Below are 23,230 nucleotides of genomic sequence, written 5' to 3' on the forward strand. Positions count from 1 at the left end.
ATTCCTCCTGCGGTTATGTCTATTTCCAGCGCCAGCCAAAAAAGAATTTAGGGTTGGTGGGCGCCAGTTTGATGATGACGGTTTCATGGGAATCCTGCCAGACGCCGTTAGAATCTTGTATAGGAGCGATATCCACGGTTCTTTGGCTCTGGCTGACTACTCGATAACCATAGGGGGTATAAGCGCCGATTTGATACTGCCCACGAGTCAATCCATTGCCAAGATGGTAAGTAACTTTGCCCAGACCCATGTAGTAATATTGTTGATTAGGACCAGATTCGGCCCGCTTTTGAATGGAAACCTCAAATTTCCCGGGAATATCCGTGCCGTCTGTGGTTACGACCTGAATGGTGAGAGAGGCTTCCAGCACCTTGACAGCAACAGGGAGACGGATCTTACCGCCGCTGTATTCGGCTTTGTGAGCCGCTGTGTCGGTTACCTCCAGATAAAACAGGTGTTCGCCTGCCGGCAGGGCTCCCAACAAGTGAGTGGGAACTGGAATTTCCAGACCGATACCCTCGGTTGGAGTTAAGCCTTCCAGTGGGACTGCCCCGGTTTCCAGAAGGTTTTCCTCGGCATCATACCAGCTGTAGCTGTAATCTCCATTGCCTCGGGTAATTTGCCCGGAAAGAACGGCTTCCTCGCCTGCCAGAAGGGGAATGGTATCGGGGGCGGTGATCCACAGCAGGGGAGGTACAGAAACCGTAGTATTTGGGAAAGTGACAGGCCTTTCGGCACCGTCATAAGTCAGGGTGGTGGAAATACTGGGAGAGATCTCTTCTGCACCGTCAGGGAAATAGCGCATAGGCTCACTTTTATCGTCCTTGACCCGGATAGGGTAAGTGATGGAGTAGCTTCCATGAGGCAAATCTTCCGGCATATCCCATGTGAGGGTACTGCCCCAGATGTCCACTGAACCCCATTTCGTATCCAGCTCCAGTGGGGTGCCATCCTTATCAAGAATGATTACCCGCTCTGCGGCATCAGGCGAGAATTCAAATGAATCCTCCAGCTGGTCGCTTAAAGTAAGCTCCGGCAATGTGCTGCGGGATACTTCCAAAACAGCATCACAAAGCTGCTGCATAGCCTTCGGATCAGCGGGGGAATAAACGCGCTTATTGGGGGCGGCTGTGCTTTGAGCTTGCCCTTCATAGGGGGCTTGATCATAGGGGAGTGAGAAATTGGGGGAGGTTTCCATGGTGCGGGATAACTGCTCCAAAAAATCCCGGTTGGAGCCATAATTTACGGCGTAGATGTTTATACCCTGGCTAGCCAGATACTGGGCTTCCAGACGAGCCGCCTCTTTGGCCATATGTGCATTTTCGGCCCAGATTCCCCGGCTGGCTAATTGGGTTCCATCCATATAAATTCTCTGGGGCAAGGTTCCGTCGGTATCGGAATAACTCCATCTTTTTTGTCCAAGTTCTGGGTGGTTGCCCTCCTGCAGATCGATCTCCATATAAAACTGGGTGGCTTCACCTTCAAATTCCAAACGATAGCGCCAGATATCCGTGTAGCGATAGTTAGGCTCACCGTCGCTGAGTAAAATGATGGCGCATTGGCGGTCTTCATCGTCCGATTTATAGAAATCACCATCTTCCAAGCCCAAAGCACTCCTAGCCATTAACAGCCCTGCCTGGAGGTTGGAAAGATCTTGTGTTTTGATAGACTGGATAGCACTTTCTAAAGTGGGGTCATCCCAACTGGTCAGTTCTGTCAGAATTTCCGCCTGATTTGAAAAGGTGACCAGTGAAATACGGCTTTGGCTTTGCTGCACAGCGGGTTGGCGAATAAAGTGCAACAAGGAAGCTTTCATAGATTCCAGTACATACTGGGTGCTGCGGGAGTTATCAACGAGCACAACCACATCGGTGGGCGTGGCAGAAATCTCTTGCGCGACTGTTTCAAAGGCAATTTTCACTTGGTAATGACGAAACAGGTTTTCGCCTTGCTCATCCAATTCGGGCGAAATGTTTCTGCCGTGCCATGTGATATAGGGGTCCTCTGTATTCTCAGGCCCGCGGGAAAACAGCTTGGGCAAAGTGAACAAAGAAAAAAGAGATGCCGAAGATTCAGTGCTTTCGGTGGGTTTCGGAGCGGCGGAGAGAATGCGTTCCAAACGGCTCTCTTCCAAAGAAAGGCTTTCCCGTACCTTGGATGAGGTTTCTTTTTCTTCCAACTCTTGAAGTGACACAAGGGATTCAAGGAGTGTTTCCAACCGTTGTGGATTTTCAAGTAAGCCCTTATAGGCAAATTCTTTAGCATCTTTATCCAGAAGAGAAGTTTCCAGGAACCAATTCAGTAAATCTTTATCCAACTGCCGATTTTGCTCTGAAGCCAGCTTTTCTATTAACTCTTTCAGAGCGGACTTGTTGTAGGGCCTGTCCGGCTCAGAAGATTCATCCAGTTCGGAGGATTCATCCGGCAGGGAAGACTCATTGGGCTCGGAGGACTCATCCGGCTCGGAAGACTCATCCGGCAGGGAGGACTCATCCGGCAGGGAGGACTCATCCGGCAGGGAGGACTCATCCGGCAGGGAGGACTCATCCGGCAGGGAGGACTCATCCGGCAGGGAGGACTCATCCGGCAGGGAAGACCCATCCGGTAAAGAAGGTTCCTCCGACTGGGCGGGCTCATTTTCTTCAAAAGATTGTGTGCTGGAAGCTTCGGGAAGGGATGTCTCCTGCGCAAAAGTGGAATAAGGTGAACACCAGTTGAGCAAAAGAATCAAGACGAAGAAGAAGGCGAGTTGCTTGTGTAGGATGTTCTTCTCTGTATTCATGCTTTTCCTCCGTTCTATTGATCACATTTTTTAAGAAAGAACCCCCGCCCGCCGGGCGGGGGTTCCAAATTCTTTAGCGGGCAAACAGTTCGTCCAGGTAGTTTTGCAGGTATTCATTCGCGTCGAAGGAAGAACGAGAGAAGGTGGAGATGGAAGAAGCAACAGGAATCATTTCCAGATCATCGTAGCTCACGCTCCAAGCGTTCTGGATAGCACCATCCAGAGCCTGAGTGGCAAACCAGCTGTTTTCAAAAGCAATGGAAGAACCCATGTAGGAGTTGCCCATTTTATTGCCATCCAGCAGTGCGACAAAATCAACGTCCACTTCAATACTGGGATCTACGATCAGGTAGTAGTTGTCCTGAGCATCTTTCATCCAAATATGTACTTTACCATCGTCATAAATTTTGCTGGACAGGGTTTCAGGATCAAAAGCAACAGCAACATTCTTGTCATTCACAAATGTACGGGTCTGGCCATTGGGAAGAAGATTGCCGCTGGCATCACGGATTAAGGTGGAAGTAGCATTCATGGATACTTTTGCAATAAAGGGAAGAGAACCAGTGTTTTTTACTGCGCCATCCAGATCAACGGAAAGGCCGGGTTCAAAAAGAACATCTTCAGTGTCTGCAACAAAGCTGCCCTGAATTGCCAGGTCGCCCAATTCTGCATTGCTGGTTTCCGGTGTGCTGGTAGCTGTGAACCAAGCGTAGGTGGTGCCACTTGCGATAAGAACCAGAGCGAAAACAATTGCCAAGACCGCCATTCTGCTGTTTTTTACTTTTGCCAACATAGATAATTCCTCCTGTTTTTTTGCTGTTGGCGATGTTTTTCGCCGACAGCTATTGTCCTGTGTTTTTCTGCGGATGATGGATATATGGAAAAGGGTTAAGCGGTTACACAAATAGTAAACTGTGTGCTGACACCATTGTGAAATTTGGCTTTGATGATAGTAAAACCAGTTTCACTGGTGGCGTTGAGAATTCTGTTTTCATTTACAGCAGCCATAGTGGGATTCAGGAAAACCCAAGGAATATCCTAGGAGGTAGCATCCTCGGGAGCGACGATAGCGGTAAGCGCAAGTTTTGCTTCGCTTAACCGATTTGACTCTTATACCCTCGCCTCCTTTACAGATTGTTATGACCTGTTTGCATTTTGCAGGGCCATTTTCGTATCATACGAATCACCGCTTAAAATGAAAACATTTTAAGCGGGCAACCGGATGATTGCCATCATGCTTTTGGCACGATGTGAACGTATTACAGGGGACAAAAACAATTGACTGGTATAAATCAGCCCTATGAAAGCGGCTTTGCGTTAAGCGAGATCAGCATCGGTGTAGTAACCGGAGGAGATAAGGAGTTCCTTGTAGTTATCAATGGTGCAGGCAACGGGATCGCAGAGGAAGGAGGGGATGATGCCTGTGCCGTTGTCGTAGGTTTGAGTGTCGTTGATTTCAGGAGCGGAACCCTTAAGAATGGCATCAACCATCTTAACAACCTGAGAGGCCAGAGTACGGGTATCTTTGAAAACAGACATGCTGTGAGTGCCAGCGAGAATGTTCTTGACAGCAGGCTTGTCGCAGTCCTGACCGGTGATAACAGGGAAGTTTTCAGCAGTGAAGCCAGCGGCTACCAAAGCATTGGTGATACCATTGGCAACAGAGTCATTGCTGGAAAGAACAGCATGAAGAGGAGTACCGTTGGGGCTGTAACCCTGAGAAGAAACAAGGTTTTCCATGCGCTTCTGGCTTTCTTCTGTGCTCCAGCCAGGGGTAGCGCACTGCTCTTTAGCAGTCTGTCCGCTCTTAACGACCAGCTTGCCGCTGTCGATGTAGGGCTTCAGAACTTCCATGGCGCCGCCAAAGAAGAAGTTGATGTTGTTGTCATCAGGAGAGCCGGTAAAGAGCTCGATGTTAAAAGGACCAGCGGCATTTTTAAGATCAAGAGCTTCTTCAATGTATGTACCCTGAAGCTTGCCAACCTTCCAGTTATCAAAGCTGGCGTAGTAGGAGATGGCATCGCTGTTCATGATCAGGCGATCATAAGCGATAACAGGGATGTTGGCGTTTTTAGCACTGTCGAGAACAGTGGTGAGAGCGCTGCCGTCGATAGCGGCAATAACGAGAACACCGCAGCCGCCGGAGATCATGTTTTCGATCTGGGCAACCTGTGTGGGGATGTCGTTGTCGCCGGCATACTGCAGGTCAACTTCGTAACCAGCGGCTTCAAGAAGCTGTTTCATGTTGCTGCCATCTTGGTTCCAGCGCTGAAGACTTTGAGTGGGCATGGAAACACCGACCTTGGTGTTGGAATCGGGGGTGGATTCAGGAGCCGGAGCAGTAGAAGATGCCGGTGTGCTTGCCGGATCGGTAGAGGAAGAGGGAGCAGGACTGCCGCCGCAGGCGGCCATACTTAACGCCATGGTCAGTGCCAATAACAGTGATAGTGCTTTTTTCATGGATTCAACACTCCTTTTTGTGGTTGTTTGTTTTTTTTGAATAAATTCACCTATTTTTTAGGGTTTCGTGCTCGTGCACAAATTTAAGGGCACGAGCACGATCACATTTACAACATACTGGATTATTATTAATAAGTCAACAAAAAAATAGTTATATTGATATTTTTTATATACATACACATTCAAATATGTATATGTTTATTAAAAATTGACAATATTTTTTCTTGTGCTTAAAGACGTAAATTAAATTAACAAATGTGCTCGAGCTAATAGAAAAATACAATCCAAAACGACAAGAAAATACATGATTAGACAAAATTATATGCATATGTATAAATAAATAACACATTAAACGGTGATTATTATCAAATCAAAGCGAAAAATATGTTCTCAAAGTTGTGCAATCCATAATATATATGGCGTGCTCGAGCTTATTTTAATAGATGTGTATTGATTTTGTCGAAATGTGTCGATATAATAACAGTATATAGTTGTGGAGTATATTCTTTGTGGGGTGGGATAGAATGGCGACGATCAAACAAATTGCTTATTTGGCAGGAGTGTCCCGAGGCACTGTAGATCGTGTATTGAATAGACGGGGACATGTGAATACCGAAACGGAAACAAAAGTGCTCAGTATTGTAGAGGCACTTGGATATTCGCCAAACCGCTTGGGGAAAAATCTTTCTATCCGCAAGAAAGGTTTTCGGTTTGGTTATATCCTGTTTGGCAGTGTAACTGGAAATCCCTTTTTTGAGGACATGCTGGTCGGAATACGGCATAAAGTCATGGAGCTGGAACAATACGGCATTGAAGTGGAAGTGCTGCATACAGCGTTGGATGATCCGATGAAACAGGTTGCGCTCATGGATGATTTGGTGGCGAAGGGGGCGAACGGTATTGCGCTGACACCGATTCAGCATCCTTTGGTGGAGGCTAAAATCAATGAGTTAGCGGATAAGGGCATCCCGGTGATTACTGCTAACAGTGATCTGGAAAATTCCAAGAGGCTTGCCTATGTGGGGAGCGATGGTCTTAAAGGTGGAAGAACCGCTGCCGGACTGTTGTGCCTGATCACCGGCGGAAAAAGCAATATTGGCATTGTGATGGGTTCGAAAGATGTTCGGGGCCATGTACAGCGGGTTCAGGGGTTCAGCGATTATGTGGAAGAGAATTATCCCGATATGCATATTGCAGATATTGTCACCAACAACGATGATGATCTGGAAAGCTACGATGAGACATTGAAAATGTTGCAGAATCATCCGGAGATTGATTCAATCTTCTTGGTTTCCGGAGGAGTGCGGGGAACCTGCCGTGCTGTGCAAAGCATGAATCTGGCTGGGAAATTGCGCATAGTTAGCTTTGACATGGTTCCTTATACCCGCAAGATGATTAAAGAAGGTGTAATTTATGCATCCATTGGGCAGCAGCCCGAGGTGCAGGGGGGCAAACCGCTGGATATTTTGCTGGACTATCTTGGGATGGACACTCCCCCGCTTCAAGAGAAGTATTTTACACAAAACGAAATTAAAATAAGAGAGAACCTTTTATAGAACAAACGTATTTATGTATATAAACGAGAAGAACCCGTCCAATGCTCTAAGCATTGGACGGGTTCTTCGATATTTAAGGCTTCCTGAGCAAGGTGCAAATGCCTGATCTGGAAATAACCATCACTGATACACGGTTGGATAAGGTACAATAAGTTTCGCAAATAAGAAAAGGACAAGGTTTAAGTCTCTGGTAAAATGGGAGTAACGACACCACCATTTTGAAAGGAGACAGAAAACCATGTCCGAGAAAATTGTACAACTAAACGAGGAAGTAATCAAGGTAGAAATCCGGGAACTGGTGCGCAATAGCGTGGAGGAAACACTCAATGGGTTGTTGGAGCAGGAAGCACAGCAACTGACCAATGCCGCGAAATATGAACGCAGTGAGGGTCGACAGGGCTACCGCAGCGGGCACTACAACCGGAATCTGACAACAACGTCAGGGGATGTGGAGCTGAAAATGCCGAAGCTGAAAGGAGTGTCCTTTGAGACAGCGATTATTGAGCGGTACCGCCGCCGGGAAAGCAGCGTAGAAGAAGCATTGATTGAGATGTATCTGGCCGGGGTATCAGTACGGCGAGTAGAGGATATTACAGAGGCATTGTGGGGAAGCAAGGTGTCACCAGCCACGATCAGCGAACTGAACAAGAAAGCGTATGTCCACATTGAAGATTGGCGGGGTCGCCCCTTGCAAGGCGGGAAATACCCATATGTCTATGTGGACGGCATCTACCTTCGCCGCAACTGGGGCGGAGAATATGAGAATGTGGCTATCCTCGTAGCCATCGCAGTCAATGAGGACGGCTACCGGGAGGTGATTGGCGCCGCTGAAGGGATGAAAGAGGATAAAGCAAGTTGGGTGTCCTTCTTCCAATGGCTGAAAATCCGTGGACTTTCTGGTGTCAAGCTCATTGTGGGTGACAAATGTCTGGGTATGCTGGAGGCCGTCTATGAAGTGTTTCCCGACGTCAAATACCAGCGCTGCACCGTGCATTTCTACCGTAATGTATTCTCTGTTACCCCTCGCTCCAAGGTGAAGCTGGTAGCGAAAATGCTTAAGGCTATCCATGCGCAGGAAAGCAAAAAAGCGGCACGGGAGAAGGCGAAAGCCGTTGTGCAAGAACTGCACGCCATGAAGCTGACCCAAGCGGCCAGAAAAGTGGAGGATAGCATTGATGAGACGCTTACCTATGCCGATTTCCCACCCGAACATTGGACACGAATTCGCACGAACAACGTCATCGAACGCCTTAACCGTGAAATCCGTCGCCGTACAAGGGTGGTCGGCGCATTTCCTGATGGAAACTCCGCTCTGATGCTCGTCTGCGCACGTTTGCGCCATGTCGCCGGTACTCAGTGGGGTAACAAGAAATACATGAACATGAAGCATCTTGCTGCTGCAGCAGACGATGCTTTGATCGCTGGTTAATCCCACATTATCAGAGGCTCAAAACCAATTTGCGAAAAACTATTGACACTACCCACGGTTGTGGTTGATGGTGAATGCGGAATAGATCTATTCATAATAAACAGCTCGAGAAAAGAGAAAAGCTTTTAACTAATCATCTTAGTTAAAAGCTTTTCTCATGGTTGCGGGAGCAGGATTTGAACCTACGACCTTCGGGTTATGAGCCCGACGAGCTACCGGACTGCTCCATCCCGCGATGTATGGAGTTTTTAGCGCCTATTTAGAATATCATAATTATGGGAACATGTCAACTCCTAATTTTCATTTTGTTTGTTTCGGGCACTGTACATTTCCCAAATTACTTTTAGTTAAAGGAAATATAATGAAGAAATTTTTTATAAATGCTATGGCTGAATGGGGTATGTGTATCTGTTGCAGTGGCTTTTTGGGCAGATTTATGTTATAATAGTTTTAAACCTCAACCAAGCCCGGGTTTTTGCGTGAACATGAAAACCGCAAAATCTGGCATTGCGTTGAATAAGGCTTGGGCAGGAGCGGCCTGTCTGTATGTTCAAACAGCAATTTTTGCTGTGCATTAAATGTATAAGGTTTTATAGGGGTCTTGATCGGTTCGGTAGGTGTGGGAATAATTAAAATGTTTCAGCGGAGGTACCCATGGTAAAAGTGGAAGATCAATTCTGCAGCCTAAGGCGGAAGGTGCTGGAAAAATACTATAGCAAAATGAATGATATGCAGCGCAGAGCCGTTTTTCAGGTACAGGGGCCCTTGCTGATCTTAGCAGGCGCCGGAAGCGGAAAGACGACGGTGCTGATTAACCGCATCGAATATATGGTGCGGTTTGGGGATGCCTATCACTCGCAGGAAAAAAGAGCCTCCTCGTTGGAGGCTCTTGGGGCGCTGGAAGCGTATCTGAATCAGGATGATGGGGATATTACCCCCCTGGTGCCTGCGCTTGCTTGCGAGCCTATTAAGCCATGGAATATTTTGGCCATTACCTTTACCAACAAAGCGGCGGGTGAGCTGAGAAGCCGTCTGGAGGAGAAATTGGGGAATGCCGCGTCTGATATTCAGGCTTCCACCTTTCATTCTCTCTGTGTGCGCATTCTGCGCCGGGAGATTGGTACTCTGGGTTACAACAGCAGCTTCACCATCTATGACAGCGATGATTCCATGCGTGTTATTAAGGAAGGCCTCAAAGTCATTAAGGTGGATGAAAAGGTATTGGCCCCCCGGGCTGTGCTTTCTGAAATCAGCCGTGCAAAGGATCGGATGGAAAGCCCTGCCGATATGCTGAGCCGGGCGGGGGATGATTACCGCCTCCAGTGCATTGCACGGGTATACGATTATTACCAAATTCAGCTTAAAACCGCAAACGCTTTGGATTTTGACGATATCATTCTGTTTGTGGTGCGCATTTTTCAGCAGTTCCCCGATGTTTTGGCTCATTATCAAAACCGCTATAAATACATTATGGTGGATGAATATCAGGATACCAACCATACCCAGTATTTGCTGATCAGCCTGCTGGCCTCCGGCCACAGCAATCTTTGCGTGGTGGGGGATGATGATCAGAGCATCTATAAGTTCAGGGGAGCTACCATTGAAAATATCCTCAGCTTCGAAACGCAGTTTGAGGCTGCGGAAGTAATTCGGCTGGAGCAGAATTACCGATCCACCCAGAATATCCTCAATGCGGCCAACGAGGTGATCGCCCACAATCTGACCAGAAAAGGCAAAAACCTTTGGACAGATGCAGGGCAGGGGGATAAAATTCAGCTTCATCGTGCGCACAATGAAATAGAAGAATCCAAAATGGTGGCCAAAATTATTCTGGACCATGTCAATGCTGGGGATAAATACAGCGACCATGCTATTTTGTACCGGATGAATGCTCAATCCAACTCTCTGGAAAAGGCACTGGCAAAAAATGCAATTCCCTACCGTATTATCGGCGGCCTGCGTTTTTATGAGCGCAAAGAAATCAAAGATATGGTGGCCTATCTCAGCATCATGAATAATCCTTCGGATAGTCTGCGCTTTCTGCGGGTCATCAACGAGCCTAAGCGGGGCATCGGCAACGCCACCCTCTCGGCTGCGCAGGAAATTGCGGATACCTTGGGAATGACTCTTTTTGAGGTGATGAAAGAGGCTGAAAAGTACGTTCCTCTGGCTAAAAAAAGTGCTTTGCTCCAAGGCTTTACCACCATGGTGGAAGAGCTGGCCCAAATGGCGGAGCAGGAGCCTTTGGCTGATGTGCTGGATGCGCTGCTGGATCGAAGCGGCTATGCCATGGCTCTGCGAACACAGGGCTTTGAGGGGCAGACCCGCCTCGAAAACATCATGGAGCTCAAGAGCAACCTCCTTAAATATACCGAAGAAAGCGAAGAGCCCACCTTGGCAGGCTTTTTGGAGGAAATTGCCCTTTATACCGATCTGGATAACTACGACCCGGATTCCGATGCTGTGGTGCTCATGACTGTTCACTCAGCCAAGGGTCTGGAATTCCCTTATGTTTTTATCGCGGGCATGGATGAGGGAATTTTCCCCGGCCGCCAGTCCAGCTATTATCCTGAGGAGCTGGAAGAAGAGCGGCGCCTTGCCTATGTTGCCATTACCCGGGCTAAGAAGCAGCTTTTTGTTACCTGCACCGAACGCCGCATGATTTTTGGGCAGACTAGCTTTAACCGGCCTTCCCGTTTTGTAGCCGAGATCCCGGCGGAGCTTGTTGAATGCCATGAACCTCCTGCCATTGCTAAAAAGCCAGTGTTGGATCGGGCCGCGGCCAAGCGGGCTCATATCTCCCTTTCTTCCACAACCATCGGCGTGGGGGATACAAGCCACGAGCGCACCGGTTCGGTGAGCTTTGCTGTGGGAGATTTGGTTCGGCATCGTGTTTTCGGCGAAGGAAAGGTTCTTAGTGCCCGTCCCATGGGCGGGGATAGTCTGGTGGAAATTCGTTTTGATAAGGTTGGAGTCAAAAAAGTGATGGCTAATTTCGCAGGACTAACAAAAAATTAAGTTTTTAGCACCAAACGGCGAATCCTTCATAAACTGTTATTGAGCATAACTTCAGTAACATACTAGGAGGATTCATATGGAAGAACTTATGAGTACGCCAATAGGCGAATCAAGTCAATCCAACACCTTTAAAGAAGCTGTTTGTGTGGAAGTGAACAAGATTTTCGATTCCTGCAGCGATAAGGATTGCTTGGAAGATTTGCAAATGTATTTCACCGCTGAAGATCAGGCGGTTATCGACCGTAGCAACCTGATCAAATGCCGTTCCGCTGAGGTGATGGATGTCTACATCAACGTGGAATCAATTCCCTTTAACCGTGGTTTTTACGCTGTGGATCTGACCTTCTTTTTCCGGGTCAATTTCAGCGCCCAAACCTCCCCGATTTCCAACTCGGTCAATGTGCGCGGCCTTGCCGTTTACACCAAGAGAGTGATTCTCTTTGGCAGTGAGGGCGGCGTAAAGAGCTTCTGCTCCGGCGCACAGCGCATCCCCTATTCCGAGGGCTTCGGCTCCAATATGCCCATTGCCTGTGTCAAAACTGTAGCCCCCATTACATTGGGAAGCCGTGTCTGCGAATATGCTCCCGCTTACTGCGATGGGCTCGGTTCCATCCCTGCCGACATAGCCGCAGCCTTTGACGGCCCGATTATCACCCAACCGGGCGAGGATCACAAGGTTGTTTTGGTTACCTTAGGTGTTTTCACCATTGTTACATTGGAGCGCAGCGTTCAGCTTCTCATCCCTGCTTATGATTACAGCGTTCCCGAAAAGGACTGCACACCATCTATCTCTACTGATGATCCCTGCGAGATTTTCCGCAAGGTCAAATTCCCGGTGGAAGAGTTTTTCCCTGAGAGCCTCAACGGATCCTGCGACTGCCGCAGCTAATCCGGTATCATGAACATAACCAGAGCCTGACTCTGACCTGCGGCCTTTGCACAGGGCAGGCAGGTTTTCCACCTCACCTCACTAATTTATCATAACCAAATATGCTCACCCACCGGCATTTGAGGCGCACGAAAGTGCGCCTTGTGCCGAACCCGAAAGGGGACAGGCTGCTCGGCGATGCAGCAGCTGCCGATCGTCAGCAACCAATGAATCCCATATAGAAAAGGATAGGATTGGAATGCCAAAGGTTACCTTAATCAGCCATACCGAAAATCCGGAAAAGATTGTTGCAGCTGCGGCCAAGCTTTGCTACAGTGCCAGCTCGGTGGATACTCTGCTGGAGAATCTGACCCCGGAAAAAACCCAAAGCTTTGTGGAAATGCTGGCTCAGCTGGGCCATGAAAGCCCCATGGAGCATGTGAGCTTTACTTTTGCCATCGAAGGGGTTTCACGGTCACTGCTGGCGCAGATCACCCGGCACCGGATCGCTTCTTACAGCGTTCAGAGCCAGCGGTATGTGCGGGAAACGGATATGGAATATATTACGCCGCCGGAAATTGCGGCTGTTCCGGCTGCACAGGAGCTGTTTGAGCAGGCGATGGAGGCGGCACAGGCCAGCTACAAGGCCATTGCCGAAAAGCTCAAGGCAGCCCATACAGCCCGTTTGATCGCAGAAGGGGAGGATGAAAAATCCGCCGCACGCAAAGCGGAAAAGCTGGCCATTGAGGATGCCCGCTTTGTGCTTCCCAATGCCTGCGAAACCAAAATGGTGGTCACCATGAACGCCCGGGGTCTGCTGAATTTTTTCCGTCACCGCTGCTGCAACCGGGCCCAGTGGGAGATCCGGGAGGTGGCCAACCAGATGCTGGAGCTGGTTTACGAGCGGGCACCCACTCTTTTTGGCAATGCCGGCCCGCCTTGTGCCGGCGGCCCCTGCGCTGAGGGGAAAATGACCTGCGGCAAAATTATCCAGGTGCGCCAGCAGTATAAAGAGATGAAGGAGCGGATTCGCGGTGAATGAACGGCTCGGCCGATTGCTTGTGATAGAGGGGCTGGATGGGAGTGGCAAAGCCACCCAAACGCAGCTGCTGCAGGAAAGCCTGACCGCAAGAGGCTTTGCCTGCCGCAAGATTTCTTTCCCCGATTATCAGCACAAATCCTCCACGTTGGTGCAGATGTATCTGGCCGGGGAGATCGGCAGTCTGGAGCAGGTCAATGTTTATGCCGCTTCCAGCTTTTATGCCGCCGACCGCTACATCAGCTATGCCACCGATTGGCAAAAGGATTATCTGGCAGGCCGAACTGTTTTGGCTGACCGGTATGTTACCTCCAACGCCGCTCATCAGATGTCCCGCCTGCCTCGTGAGCAGTGGGAGGAATATCTGAGCTGGATGGAGGAATATGAATATAAAAGGCTGGGCCTGCCCCGGCCTGATTTGGTTTTGTATTTGGATATGTGCCCGGCTGTTTCCCGCCTGCTTTTAGAAAAGCGCTATGGTGGCGATGAGAGCCGCCGGGATATCCACGAGCGCAATGCGGCTTATCTGGAAAAAAGCCGGGGTGCCGCACTGTTTGCCGCTCAGCAGCTGGGATGGCAGGTCATTCCCTGCGACGATGGAGCACAGCCTTTTTCTCCCGGCATGATTCAGGAAAGGATACTGGCCTTTCTGGAGAATAAAGTGCTCGACAGACAGTAATGACTGCCTCAGACTGTAGACATAACCACCTTTAGCTTAAAGACCTCATGGTTTTGGTGCGTAATTCTTCCGCAGTCGAATTGATTTCGACGCAGGAATCCCGATTTTTGCTCCGGAGCGGCGCAATCCGGGGGAGAATATGGGGGGTATTGGATGTTCCCCATAAAGGGTGTAGACTTTTGTTTACACCCTCAGACAGTAATGACTGCCTTGGCCGTTTTCTTTTGGCAGGGCAGAAAATGAAAGGATTTTTCCACCGTTATGATCGATTTCAAAGAAATTTCACTGGCTGATAAAGACTGGATGCAGGAACTTTTTGGCAAAGCCAATTATAATTCCGAGGAATATAACTTTACTTTTTCTTTTATTTGGCGGGGAATCTTTAATAGCCGGGTCGCCCGCATGAACGATTATCTTCTGTATAAATCCATCCGGCACGATACGGCTTCTTATCTTTACCCACCGGGCTGCGGCGATGTCAAGCCAGTTATTGATGCTCTGATGGAGGACGCCCGACAAAATGGGCATACCTTTAAATTCCATACGGTGCTGGCCGAGCAGGTCAAGGTGCTGGAGACTCTTTATCCCGGAAAATTTGAGTTTTTCTCCTTGGATAATTACTTTGACTATGTATACGACGCCCAGAGCCTGATTACACTGGCAGGCAAAAAGCTCCATGGCAAGCGCAACCACATCAACCGTTTTATCGCGGATAACCCGGATTGGAGCTACGAGCCGATCACGCCGGATAATCTCCCTGATTGTGTCGCTATGAGCCGGGAATGGTGCATGCGCCACGGATGCAGTGAAGAGCCCCACCTGCGGGATGAGACCCGTGCGGTTCATCAGGCGCTGGATCATTATTTCTCTCTGGATATGCAGGGCGGGCTGATTCGTGCCGGCGGCCGGGTTGTGGCCTTTTCCATGGGCGAGCGGCTCAATTCCGATACCTATCTGGTGCACATTGAGAAAGCGTTCAGCGATGTGCAGGGAGCATATGCTATCATAAATCAGAAATTTGCTGAAACCAACTGCCAGGATTACCTTTATATCAACCGGGAGGATGATTCGGGGCAGGAGGGCCTGCGCAAGGCAAAGCTTAGTTACCGTCCGGTGATGATGGTGGAGAAATACGCCGCCATCCTCAAGGAAGATTATCCGGAAAACCCATAAGATTTGATCTGCAAAAACGTTTAGCATGCTTGCCGCAAGGGGGAATGACCAATGATCACGCTGGCTGATTCCAGCATGGAGCCCGCTCTGAAAAGCATCTGGGTCGCCTGCTTCGGCGATAGCCCGGATTATGTGGATTTCTATTTTCAGCGGATGTTCCGCCCGGAGGAAGTGCTGGTGGCCTTAGAAGAAGGCGAACCAGCCGCCATGCTGACCATGCGTTCGGTTCCGGTGCGTGCGGAGGGCAAAAGCTATAAAGCTGCTTATATTTTTGCGGTGGCCACACACCCTGACCATCAGGGAAAGGGATTGAGCACCACTCTCATGGAGGCAGCTCACAGCCATCTTATCCAAAAGGGTTTTGCCCTTTCCATGCTGGCCCCTGCGACAGACAGCCTGTTCGATTTTTATGGTAAGCGGGGGTATTCCACCGCTTTTGAAACAACCGTTCTTACTTTGCGCCCCGGCAGCTGGCAGGAACAGCCCGGGGCCGCTTTGGTTCCTCTTTCGGTGGGGCGCATGTTGGAGCTGCGCCGCCGCCATTTTGCTTCCAGCCGCTTTTTTGTGGATTGGGGGGCGGAATACCTTGCCTACATTCTTGAAGAATGCCGGATGCTGGGTGGGGAGGCCTTGGAAATCGGCGGTGAGGGTTTTGCGGTCTGCTACCCTGTGGGGGAGCGGGTGGAAATCAAGGAGCTGGTTTTACCGTGGAGGACGCTGGATCAGGCTATGACAGCTTTGCATAGGCAATACGGTGCAAGGGAATATTCCCTCCGCCTTTGGCCGGGAGAGCCAATACCGGGCGAAAATAGACTCTTGCCATATGCTATGGTCAGGTGGTATGATGAAACTGCGAAAAGCGTGGCCCAAGGGGCTTGGGGAAAGGCCCCTTATATCGCCCATATTATGGACTAAGCAGGATTAATAAAAGAGGAGGCCCCTCATGATTACTATCTTTTTCGCACATGGATTTGAAGAAATAGAGGGACTGGCTGTGCTGGATATTCTGCGCCGGGCCGAACTGGATGTGCGTTCGGTTGGGGTAGGTGGCCGGGAAATCACCGGCAGCCACGGCATTACAGTTACCTGTGACATGACCGCCTTGGATGCCGATACCAAGGATTTGGAAATGGTGGTTTTGCCGGGGGGCATGCCGGGAACCCTGAATTTGGAAAAATCTCAGATTGTCACCACCTTTATTCAGTATGCCGTAGAGCAAAACCTTTGGTTGGCCGCTATTTGTGCCGCACCCTCCATTCTGGGGCATATGGGCCTGCTGGCGGGCAAGCGGGTTACTTGTTTCCCCGGCTTTGAAACCCAGTTGGGTGAGGATGCCATTTTTACCGGCTCCTTTGTGGAGCGTGATAGCAAACTTGTAACCGCTCGGGGCGCCGGTGTGGCGGTGGATTTCGGCCTTGAGCTGGTGGAGTGTCTCCTTGGCTCTGAACGGGCTGGGGCATTGAGGGCATCTCTCCAATGCCGATAAGCGGGGAAAAAGCTGTTCTTCGCCGCCGATTCCGTACACTGCGGGATGGTCTGGAGCCTAAACACAAAGCGGAATTGGATGCGGCCCTGCTGAAACATTTGCTGGCCTTGCCCGAGTTTCTTGAGGCACAAAGCCTGCTTTGCACCCTTTCCACAGGCTCCGAAATTGGTACACTCCCTTTGCTGACCGCCGCACTGGAGCAGGGCAAGCAGATTGCGGCTCCTTATTGCGTACCCGGCACCCGCCGCATGGAATTCTATTTTATCGATTCCTTGGAGCAGGGACTGGAACCCGGACCTTTTGGCATTCTCCAGCCCAATCCTGCTGTTAGCCGCCCAGTAGAAAGGTTTGAAAAAAGCCTGTGCATTGTGCCGGGGCTGGCCTTCGACTGTCAGGGCTTTCGTTTGGGCTATGGGGGTGGGTATTACGATCGTTTTCTGGCGGGGTATACCGGTGTTTCGGCGGGCCTTGTTTATTCCTGCTTGCTGGTAGAGAAGCTGCCCCGGGATGCTTATGATCTGCCCTGTAATCGCCTGCTTACCGAGGCTGGGCCTGTCCGCTGAAGGGTAAAGAGCAAGCCCCTGGGACAGGGGCTTATATCGGGCTCTTATACGGTGATGTATTAAAAGAAAGACTAGCAGCCACAGCAGCAGATGATGACAAGAATGATAAGGATAATGCAGCAGCAATTTCCACCACCAAAACCGGTATTGCAACAGCTATTACAACCGCAATTACCGAACATGCACGATTCACTCCTTTTTCTCTAAGTTACTTTATATTATGTGGATAAAGCATACCCAGTGAATTGCCGGAATCGCTTTGGAAAAGCGATACTGCTTGGCTATTCTCCCCGTACAGGCTGTATCGCTTTCCGGGTGGGATACTTTGGCGGTTCACCTAAAATAAATTGATAATTTCAGCTTCGGAGGAACAATATGCCTGGCATGGATGATTACAGCAACATACCCCGCCGACCCACCAATCCCTATCGGGATATTCCGGGTGAACCACCCCGGCGCCCGGTATCTTCTCAGCCTGTAAGGAGGCCGACTTCTGCCGGTGGATCTGGCCCTTCCCCTCAAAGGCAGCAGCCTCCCCGCCGGGAGAGCGCTCCAAAAAAGGAAAAGCCCCAGCGTCCGCCAGAGGGCGGCAACCGCTGGTTCCGAGCCATTGTCATGGTGCTGATTACCTTGGGGTTCTGCCTGTTTATGGCCTTTTTTGCTATACAGGTGGCCAGTGATTTTGCCGGGCTGAATCAGGAGGATCGTCAGGTCGAAATTGTGGTGCCCAAAAATGCCACCATTTCCCAGGTGACCAAGCTGCTGAAAGAAACCGGTGTGATCACCCAGTCTCTTGCCTTCCAGGTTTATTCCAACTTAAAGGCAGAGGATGGAGCCTTTTTGCCCGGTACCTATATTTTTAACTGCAATATGGGCTATCAAGAGATCCGCTTGGCGCTTATCAATGGAAACATCAAAAAGGTTGAGGTTCGTATCACCTTTTATGAGGGCATGACCCTTCGGGAGATTGCCAAACGTTTGGAAGAAAACAAAATCTGTGAAGCAAAGGAGTTTCTGGATTATCTGGATACTGCCGAGCTGAGCTATGAGTTTGTGGATATGATTCCTTCCAGCGGCCTTCGCTTCCACCGGATGGAGGGCTATGTTTTCCCAGATACCTATGATTTCTTTGAAGGAGAAAAGGTATCTTCGGTTGCGAAAAAGTTCTTGGATAACTTTGAAGCCAAAATCAGCGAAAAGATGCTGGCTAAGATGCAGGATATGAATATGTCTCTGGATGAAACCATCACCTTGGCCTCCATTGTACAGAAGGAAGCAGGCGTTGCCGAGGAAATGGAGCGGGTTGCTTCGGTATTCCTCAATCGCCTGGATAATTCCCAAACCTATCCCCGCTTAGAATCCGATGTTACCATCCATTATGTGGAAGATTTCATCAAACCCTATCAGGATAAGCTGAATCAGGATATGTATGATGCCTACAACACCTATAAAGCCTCCGGATTGCCGGTGGGTGCTATCTGCAACCCCGGTCTGGAAGCCATTGAATCGGTGTTGTATCCTGCCGATACCGACTATAACTTCTTTGTTACGGATAAGGAAGGCAAATACTACTACGCCGCAACGCCAGAGGAGCACTACAAAAATGTAAGAACCGCCGGCATCGGTGCTCACGGCACCGGTGTGGGAGACGAAGAATGAGCCGGGTTAGCCTTCCTGAACTGTTGGCCCCCGCAGGTGATCAGGAGCGTCTGGAGGCTGCCCTCCTCTTTGGCGCAGATGCAGTTTATCTGGGCGGCAAGTCTTTTGGTATGCGGGCAGGCCCGCAGAATTTTGATCAGACCCAGCTTGCGGCGGCTGTGGAGCGGTGCCACAGGCAGGGTGTGAAGGTTTATCTGACCTGCAACACCCTGCCCAGAGGTGAGGAAGCGGAGCACTTGCCGGAGTTTATCCGAAATGCCTCCCGTGCGGGCGTGGACGCTCTGATTGTGGCGGATATCGGTGTTCTGATGATGGCCCGCCGGGAAGCGCCGGAGCTGGCTGTGCATATTTCAACGCAGATGGGGGTGGTGAACCATTTCACTGCCACCGAGCTCTATCACTTGGGTGCCTCCCGTGTGGTTTTGGCCCGGGAGCTTTCTCTTGATGAAATTGCCTTTCTGCGGGATCGTACCCCCCCGGAGCTGGAGCTGGAAGCTTTTGTTCATGGAGCCATGTGTGTTTCCTTTTCAGGGCGGTGTATGCTTTCTCAGTATCTGGTGGGCCGGGATGCCAACCGAGGTGAGTGCGCCCAGCCCTGCCGTTGGGGTTATCATCTTGTGGAGGAAAAACGCCTGAACCAGCCGTTCCCTATTTACGAGGATGAAAAAGGCACCTATATTCTCAACGCACAGGATATGTGTATGCTGGAGCATCTGGATAAACTGCAAAGAGCGGGTATTACCAGCTTTAAGATCGAAGGCCGGGCTAAATCGGCTTATTATGTGGCGGTGGTGACCGGCGCTTACCGGCAGGCCATGGATTTGCTGGCAAAAGACCCCGACAACTATAATCCTCCTGCATGGCTGGTGGAAGAAACCCGAAAGGTGAGCCACCGGCAGTATTGCACCGGCTTTTTCTTTCCCGATCAGCCCCCCAATCAATACCTGAAAAGCGGTGGCTATGTCCGGGATTGGGAGGTAGTGGCTGTGGTGGAGGGCTGGCAGGACGGAGAACTGCTTTGCCGTGAAAAAAACCGCTTCTCTCAGGGAGAAACGGTGGAGGTTATGCAGCCGATGAAGCCGCCTGTCCGGCTTGAGATCACTGCCATCACAGATGAGGAGGGGCAGGTTATCGAGACCGCTCGTCATCCTCATATGCTGGTGAAAATCCCCAGTGCCCAGCCCTTTGCGCCCGGTTCGCTGCTGCGCATCCGGCGGGAAGAAGAATAATCTTGCGGGCTCAGCGGCATTGCCGGGGGCCCGCTTTTCAATTTATTTGCATTTCCGCAAGCCAGTAAGAAAAGCGACGCAACCGGGGGCAGCGTGGATACATTGCCGGGAATTAGGCGGCATTGCCTGTATATGCGCTTTCAGCAGCTATTAAAAGCATTGCGTTTTTAACAAATGTCTAGTATAATAATTGTAGTTGTTGCCATCACATATGTGAAATTGCGGCGATTACAGAAGGAGTATGGCATATGGAGCTTATTGGGTTCATCATAGCGGCGGCTGTGGTTGTTATCGCACTGCTGGGATATGTAAAAGCGCCGCCAGATACCGCTTTTATCATTTCTGGTCTGCGTAAGCATTCTAAAATTATTGTGGGACGTTCAAGCATTCGAATTCCTTTTTTGGAGCGTTTGGATAAGATTCCCCTCAACCTGATGCAGGTGGATATTAAAACCAATTCCGCTGTGCCCACCGCAGAATACATAAACATTTTTGTGGATGGTGTTGCCAATATCAAGGTTTCCTCTGATTTGGAATCCATCCGTCTGGCCAGCCAGAACTTCCTTGGCCGCAAAAAAGAGGATATTGCCAACGTGGCCCAGCAGGTTCTGGAAGGCAATATGCGTGAGATCGTGGGCCAGATGAAGCTTTCCGAGCTGGTGCAGAACCGGGATAAGTTCGCCACTATGGTGCAGGAAAATGCCATGGGCGATATGCGGAAAATGGGCCTTGAAATCGTGAACCTGACTATCCAGAACTTTGTTGACCAGAACAAGGTCATTGAAGATTTGGGTATGGATAACGTGGTGCAGATCAAAAAGGATGCGGCCGTTGCCCGGGCCAGAGGTGAGCGGGATATCGCCATTGCCACCTCCAATGCCAAGGAGGAGGCCAACTTGGCCCGCACCGAGGCTGAGGCTAAAATTGCTAAGCAGAACAACGATCTGCTCATCAAGCAGGCGGCTCTCAAGCTGGAAGCGGATACCCGCCAGGCTGAGGCCGATGCGGCTTATGATATCCAAAAGCAGGAGCAGCGTAAAATTATAGAGGTTGCCTCTGCCAATGCAGACATTGCCCGTAAGGAACGAGAGGTTCTCTTGCAGGAGCGGCAGGTTGAGTTCAACGAACGTGAGCTGGATGCAGAGGTTCGCAAGCGTGCAGATGCCGAGCGTTATGCTTTGGAGCAAAAGGCACAGGCTGATCTCTATATTCGCCAGAAGGATGCAGAAGCTAAAAACTACGAGGTTTTGCAGGAGGCTGAGGCTCAAAAAGCACAGGCCTCTGCCGACCGCTTTGCTAAAGAGCAGGAGGCCGTGGGTATTCAGGCGGTAGGTCTTGCCGAGGCCGAGGCAATTCGCCAGAAGGCGGAGGCGATGCGGCTTATGGGCGAAGCTTCTATGATGGAAATGTATTTGCAGGCTCTGCCTGAGGTGGTTAAAAACGCCGCCATGCCTCTTGCTCAGACCGAGAAGATTGTGATGTACGGGGATGGCAATTCCACTCGAATGATCCGGGATGTGATGAATTCCTCCAATCAGATTATCGATGGGCTGACCGATGCCACCGGCATGGACATCAAAGAGGTGCTTTCCAAGTTCCTGAACAAGAATTTACAGGGAAAATCCCCCCTGAACTTTGAAGAGACCAAAGAAGAAACCCTATAATATAAGCCTTTATGACTTGCCGCTTCACCCTCACCATGCCGGTGGGGGTGAAGTTATATCTAAACCCAGACAGCAAAGGAGCCGTCCTATGAGCAAATATCTGCTGGTTTACGACATTGTAACCTCTGTAAACAAAACTTCTCTTTTTACAACCGAAGGGGAGCTGATCCGGTGTGTCGAGTACCCGCTGACTGTGAACTTTCTACAGGATGGGTGGGCTGAACAATCGGCCGAGAGTTGGTGGGAATCCACCTGCTCCAACACCCGGGCTGTTTTGGAGGGCCTTGACCCTTCCCATGTGTGTGCAGTCAGCTTTACCGCTCAAACAATGGTGTGCCTGTGCGTTGACCGGGAAGGAAACCCTTTGCGCCCGGCCATCACTTGGTCAGATCGGCGCTCCGGCGAGATAGAGGATTCTCTGGCCGGGCGGTACGATGCGCTGGCCATACGAAACATCACCGGTGGGCGCAATAAGCCGGAAAACAGCCTGCGTAAGCTGGCGTGGATACGGGAGAAGGAGCCGGAGATTTATGCAAAGACCTACAAAATGCTCCAATGCAAGGATTATCTGATGCTGAAAATGACCGGCCGGTTTGTCACCGATTATTCCGATGCCAGCTGTACAGGCGGCTTTGATATTGGGAAGTTCGATTGGTCTCGGGAGCTGGTAGAGGCGTTGGGGCTGGATAGGGCCAAGCTTCCCGAGGTGTTTCCCTCCACTCATGTGGTGGGGGGAATTACCCCACAGGCCGCCACTGAAACCGGCTTATTGGCTGGTACACCGGTGGTGCTGGGCGGGCAGGATTTTGCCTGTGCCGCTGTGGGGGCGGGCTGCGTGGAGGAGGGGCAAGCTTATCTTTCCGCCGGCTCCTCCTCATGGATCAGTATGGCCAGCGGATCGCCTTTAAAGGCCGAAGGCTTTGATAATCTTGCTCATGCGGTTCCCGGTCTGCTGTGCCCGTTGGCTTCGGTGCAGGAGCTGGGCACAGTCTTTAAATGGCTGAAAAACCGTATCTTCCAGTATGACCCTGCTTTCACAGGGGATACCAATGTATATACCTACAAGAACATTTATCCCTACACGGGCATGGAAGAGCTGGTGAGGGCCTCTGAGCCCGGTGCAGGGGGGATGCTGTATCTACCCTACCTGTTGGGAAATACGGCAGGAATGGCCGATTCCTTTGCCCGTGGAGCCTATGTGGGGCTGCGGGTAGAGCATACCCGGGAGGATATGCTGCGGGCGGCATTGGAAGGCATTACCTTCCACCTGAACGGACTGCTGGAAAAAGTACGGCAGGATACGGCTATCCACGCCATGCGGGTGGTGGGCAATGCCTGCACAGAAGCGCAGTGGCTGCAAATTATGGCGGGGGTATTTGGAATGCCGCTGGAACATTTCAGCCGCCCCGGCACGGCAGATTCCTTTGGAGCGGCTATTTTGGCCGGGGTGGGCATTGGCTTGTATAGTGATTTCAAGCAGGCACATCGCTTTGCCCGCTGGCAGACTGTTTCTCCCGATCCGGCATTGGTGAGGGCCTATGAAAAGCTGTTTCCGCTCTTTCGCCAAAGCTATCAAGGGCTGCGCGGCGTTTTCGAGCAGCTTTCCTCTTTTGAGGCTTAGCCAG

17 protein-coding genes and 1 tRNA gene are annotated in these 23,230 nt (G+C 50.4%); 14 read left to right on the forward strand and 4 right to left on the reverse strand.

The window, feature by feature from the left end; translation table 11 throughout:
• Positions 1-19: 19 nt before the first annotated feature.
• The 3 genes from U6B65_00915 to chvE form a co-directional block, all read right to left on the reverse strand.
• A complete protein-coding gene (locus U6B65_00915) occupies positions 20-2,782 on the reverse strand; it encodes a vWA domain-containing protein (GenBank protein ID WRS27719.1) in 2,763 nt (920 codons plus the stop codon).
• A gap of 73 nt (positions 2,783-2,855) precedes the next feature.
• Entirely contained in the window at positions 2,856-3,575 is a 720-nt protein-coding gene (locus U6B65_00920) for a hypothetical protein (GenBank protein ID WRS27720.1), read from the reverse strand.
• A gap of 524 nt (positions 3,576-4,099) precedes the next feature.
• Positions 4,100-5,242 carry a multiple monosaccharide ABC transporter substrate-binding protein gene (gene chvE / locus U6B65_00925; GenBank protein ID WRS27721.1) on the reverse strand — a complete coding sequence of 381 codons (1,143 nt, stop codon included), beginning with the start codon at positions 5,240-5,242 and terminating at the stop codon, positions 4,100-4,102.
• A gap of 524 nt (positions 5,243-5,766) precedes the next feature.
• On the opposite strand from chvE, the gene U6B65_00930 reads away from it, so the two are divergent.
• Complete coding sequence (locus U6B65_00930; protein ID WRS27722.1) at positions 5,767-6,798, forward strand: LacI family DNA-binding transcriptional regulator; 1,032 nt, start codon at positions 5,767-5,769, stop codon at positions 6,796-6,798.
• A 238-nt stretch (positions 6,799-7,036) separates the two neighbouring features.
• On the forward strand, positions 7,037-8,227 hold the full coding sequence (locus U6B65_00935; protein WRS27723.1) for an IS256 family transposase: 1,191 nt from the start codon (positions 7,037-7,039) through the stop codon (positions 8,225-8,227).
• A 158-nt stretch (positions 8,228-8,385) separates the two neighbouring features.
• Here U6B65_00935 and U6B65_00940 read toward each other — a convergent pair.
• Positions 8,386-8,462, reverse strand: a tRNA-Met gene (locus U6B65_00940).
• A gap of 419 nt (positions 8,463-8,881) precedes the next feature.
• Between U6B65_00940 and U6B65_00945 the strand changes: the two genes are divergently transcribed.
• The 12 genes from U6B65_00945 to U6B65_01000 all read left to right on the forward strand — a co-directional run bounded on the left by U6B65_00945 (position 8,882) and on the right by U6B65_01000 (position 23,226).
• Positions 8,882-11,245, forward strand: a complete 2,364-nt coding sequence (locus U6B65_00945; protein WRS27724.1) for a UvrD-helicase domain-containing protein — start codon at positions 8,882-8,884, stop codon at positions 11,243-11,245.
• 76 nt (positions 11,246-11,321) lie between these two features.
• Entirely contained in the window at positions 11,322-12,134 is an 813-nt protein-coding gene (locus U6B65_00950) for a hypothetical protein (protein ID WRS27725.1), read from the forward strand.
• A gap of 238 nt (positions 12,135-12,372) precedes the next feature.
• Positions 12,373-13,155, forward strand: a complete 783-nt coding sequence (thyX, locus tag U6B65_00955; protein WRS27726.1) for an FAD-dependent thymidylate synthase — start codon at positions 12,373-12,375, stop codon at positions 13,153-13,155.
• Entirely contained in the window at positions 13,148-13,831 is a 684-nt protein-coding gene (locus tag U6B65_00960) for a deoxynucleoside kinase (protein ID WRS27727.1), read from the forward strand. Before thyX ends, U6B65_00960 begins: the two co-directional genes overlap by 8 nt.
• A gap of 261 nt (positions 13,832-14,092) precedes the next feature.
• On the forward strand, positions 14,093-15,004 hold the full coding sequence (locus tag U6B65_00965) for a phosphatidylglycerol lysyltransferase domain-containing protein (protein WRS27728.1): 912 nt from the start codon (positions 14,093-14,095) through the stop codon (positions 15,002-15,004).
• A 51-nt stretch (positions 15,005-15,055) separates the two neighbouring features.
• On the forward strand, positions 15,056-15,919 hold the full coding sequence (locus U6B65_00970) for a GNAT family N-acetyltransferase (protein WRS27729.1): 864 nt from the start codon (positions 15,056-15,058) through the stop codon (positions 15,917-15,919).
• A gap of 28 nt (positions 15,920-15,947) precedes the next feature.
• Positions 15,948-16,490 carry a DJ-1 family glyoxalase III gene (locus tag U6B65_00975; GenBank protein ID WRS27730.1) on the forward strand — a complete coding sequence of 181 codons (543 nt, stop codon included), beginning with the start codon at positions 15,948-15,950 and terminating at the stop codon, positions 16,488-16,490.
• Positions 16,481-17,053 carry a 5-formyltetrahydrofolate cyclo-ligase gene (locus U6B65_00980; GenBank protein ID WRS27731.1) on the forward strand — a complete coding sequence of 191 codons (573 nt, stop codon included), beginning with the start codon at positions 16,481-16,483 and terminating at the stop codon, positions 17,051-17,053. The genes U6B65_00975 and U6B65_00980 overlap by 10 nt, the downstream gene beginning before the upstream one ends.
• Before the next feature lie 375 nt (positions 17,054-17,428).
• Positions 17,429-18,712, forward strand: coding sequence for an endolytic transglycosylase MltG (gene mltG, locus U6B65_00985; GenBank protein ID WRS27732.1), 1,284 nt, complete (start codon positions 17,429-17,431; stop codon positions 18,710-18,712).
• A complete protein-coding gene (locus tag U6B65_00990; protein ID WRS27733.1) occupies positions 18,709-19,941 on the forward strand; it encodes a U32 family peptidase in 1,233 nt (410 codons plus the stop codon). Before mltG ends, U6B65_00990 begins: the two co-directional genes overlap by 4 nt.
• Before the next feature lie 248 nt (positions 19,942-20,189).
• Positions 20,190-21,605 carry an SPFH domain-containing protein gene (locus U6B65_00995; GenBank protein WRS27734.1) on the forward strand — a complete coding sequence of 472 codons (1,416 nt, stop codon included), beginning with the start codon at positions 20,190-20,192 and terminating at the stop codon, positions 21,603-21,605.
• Positions 21,606-21,693: 88 nt separating this feature from the next.
• A complete protein-coding gene (locus U6B65_01000; protein ID WRS27735.1) occupies positions 21,694-23,226 on the forward strand; it encodes an FGGY-family carbohydrate kinase in 1,533 nt (510 codons plus the stop codon).
• Positions 23,227-23,230 lie beyond the last annotated feature (4 nt).

This window comes from Oscillospiraceae bacterium MB08-C2-2 (genome assembly GCA_035621215.1).
In the GTDB taxonomy this organism is placed as follows: Bacteria; Bacillota; Clostridia; order Oscillospirales; family Ruminococcaceae; genus WRAV01.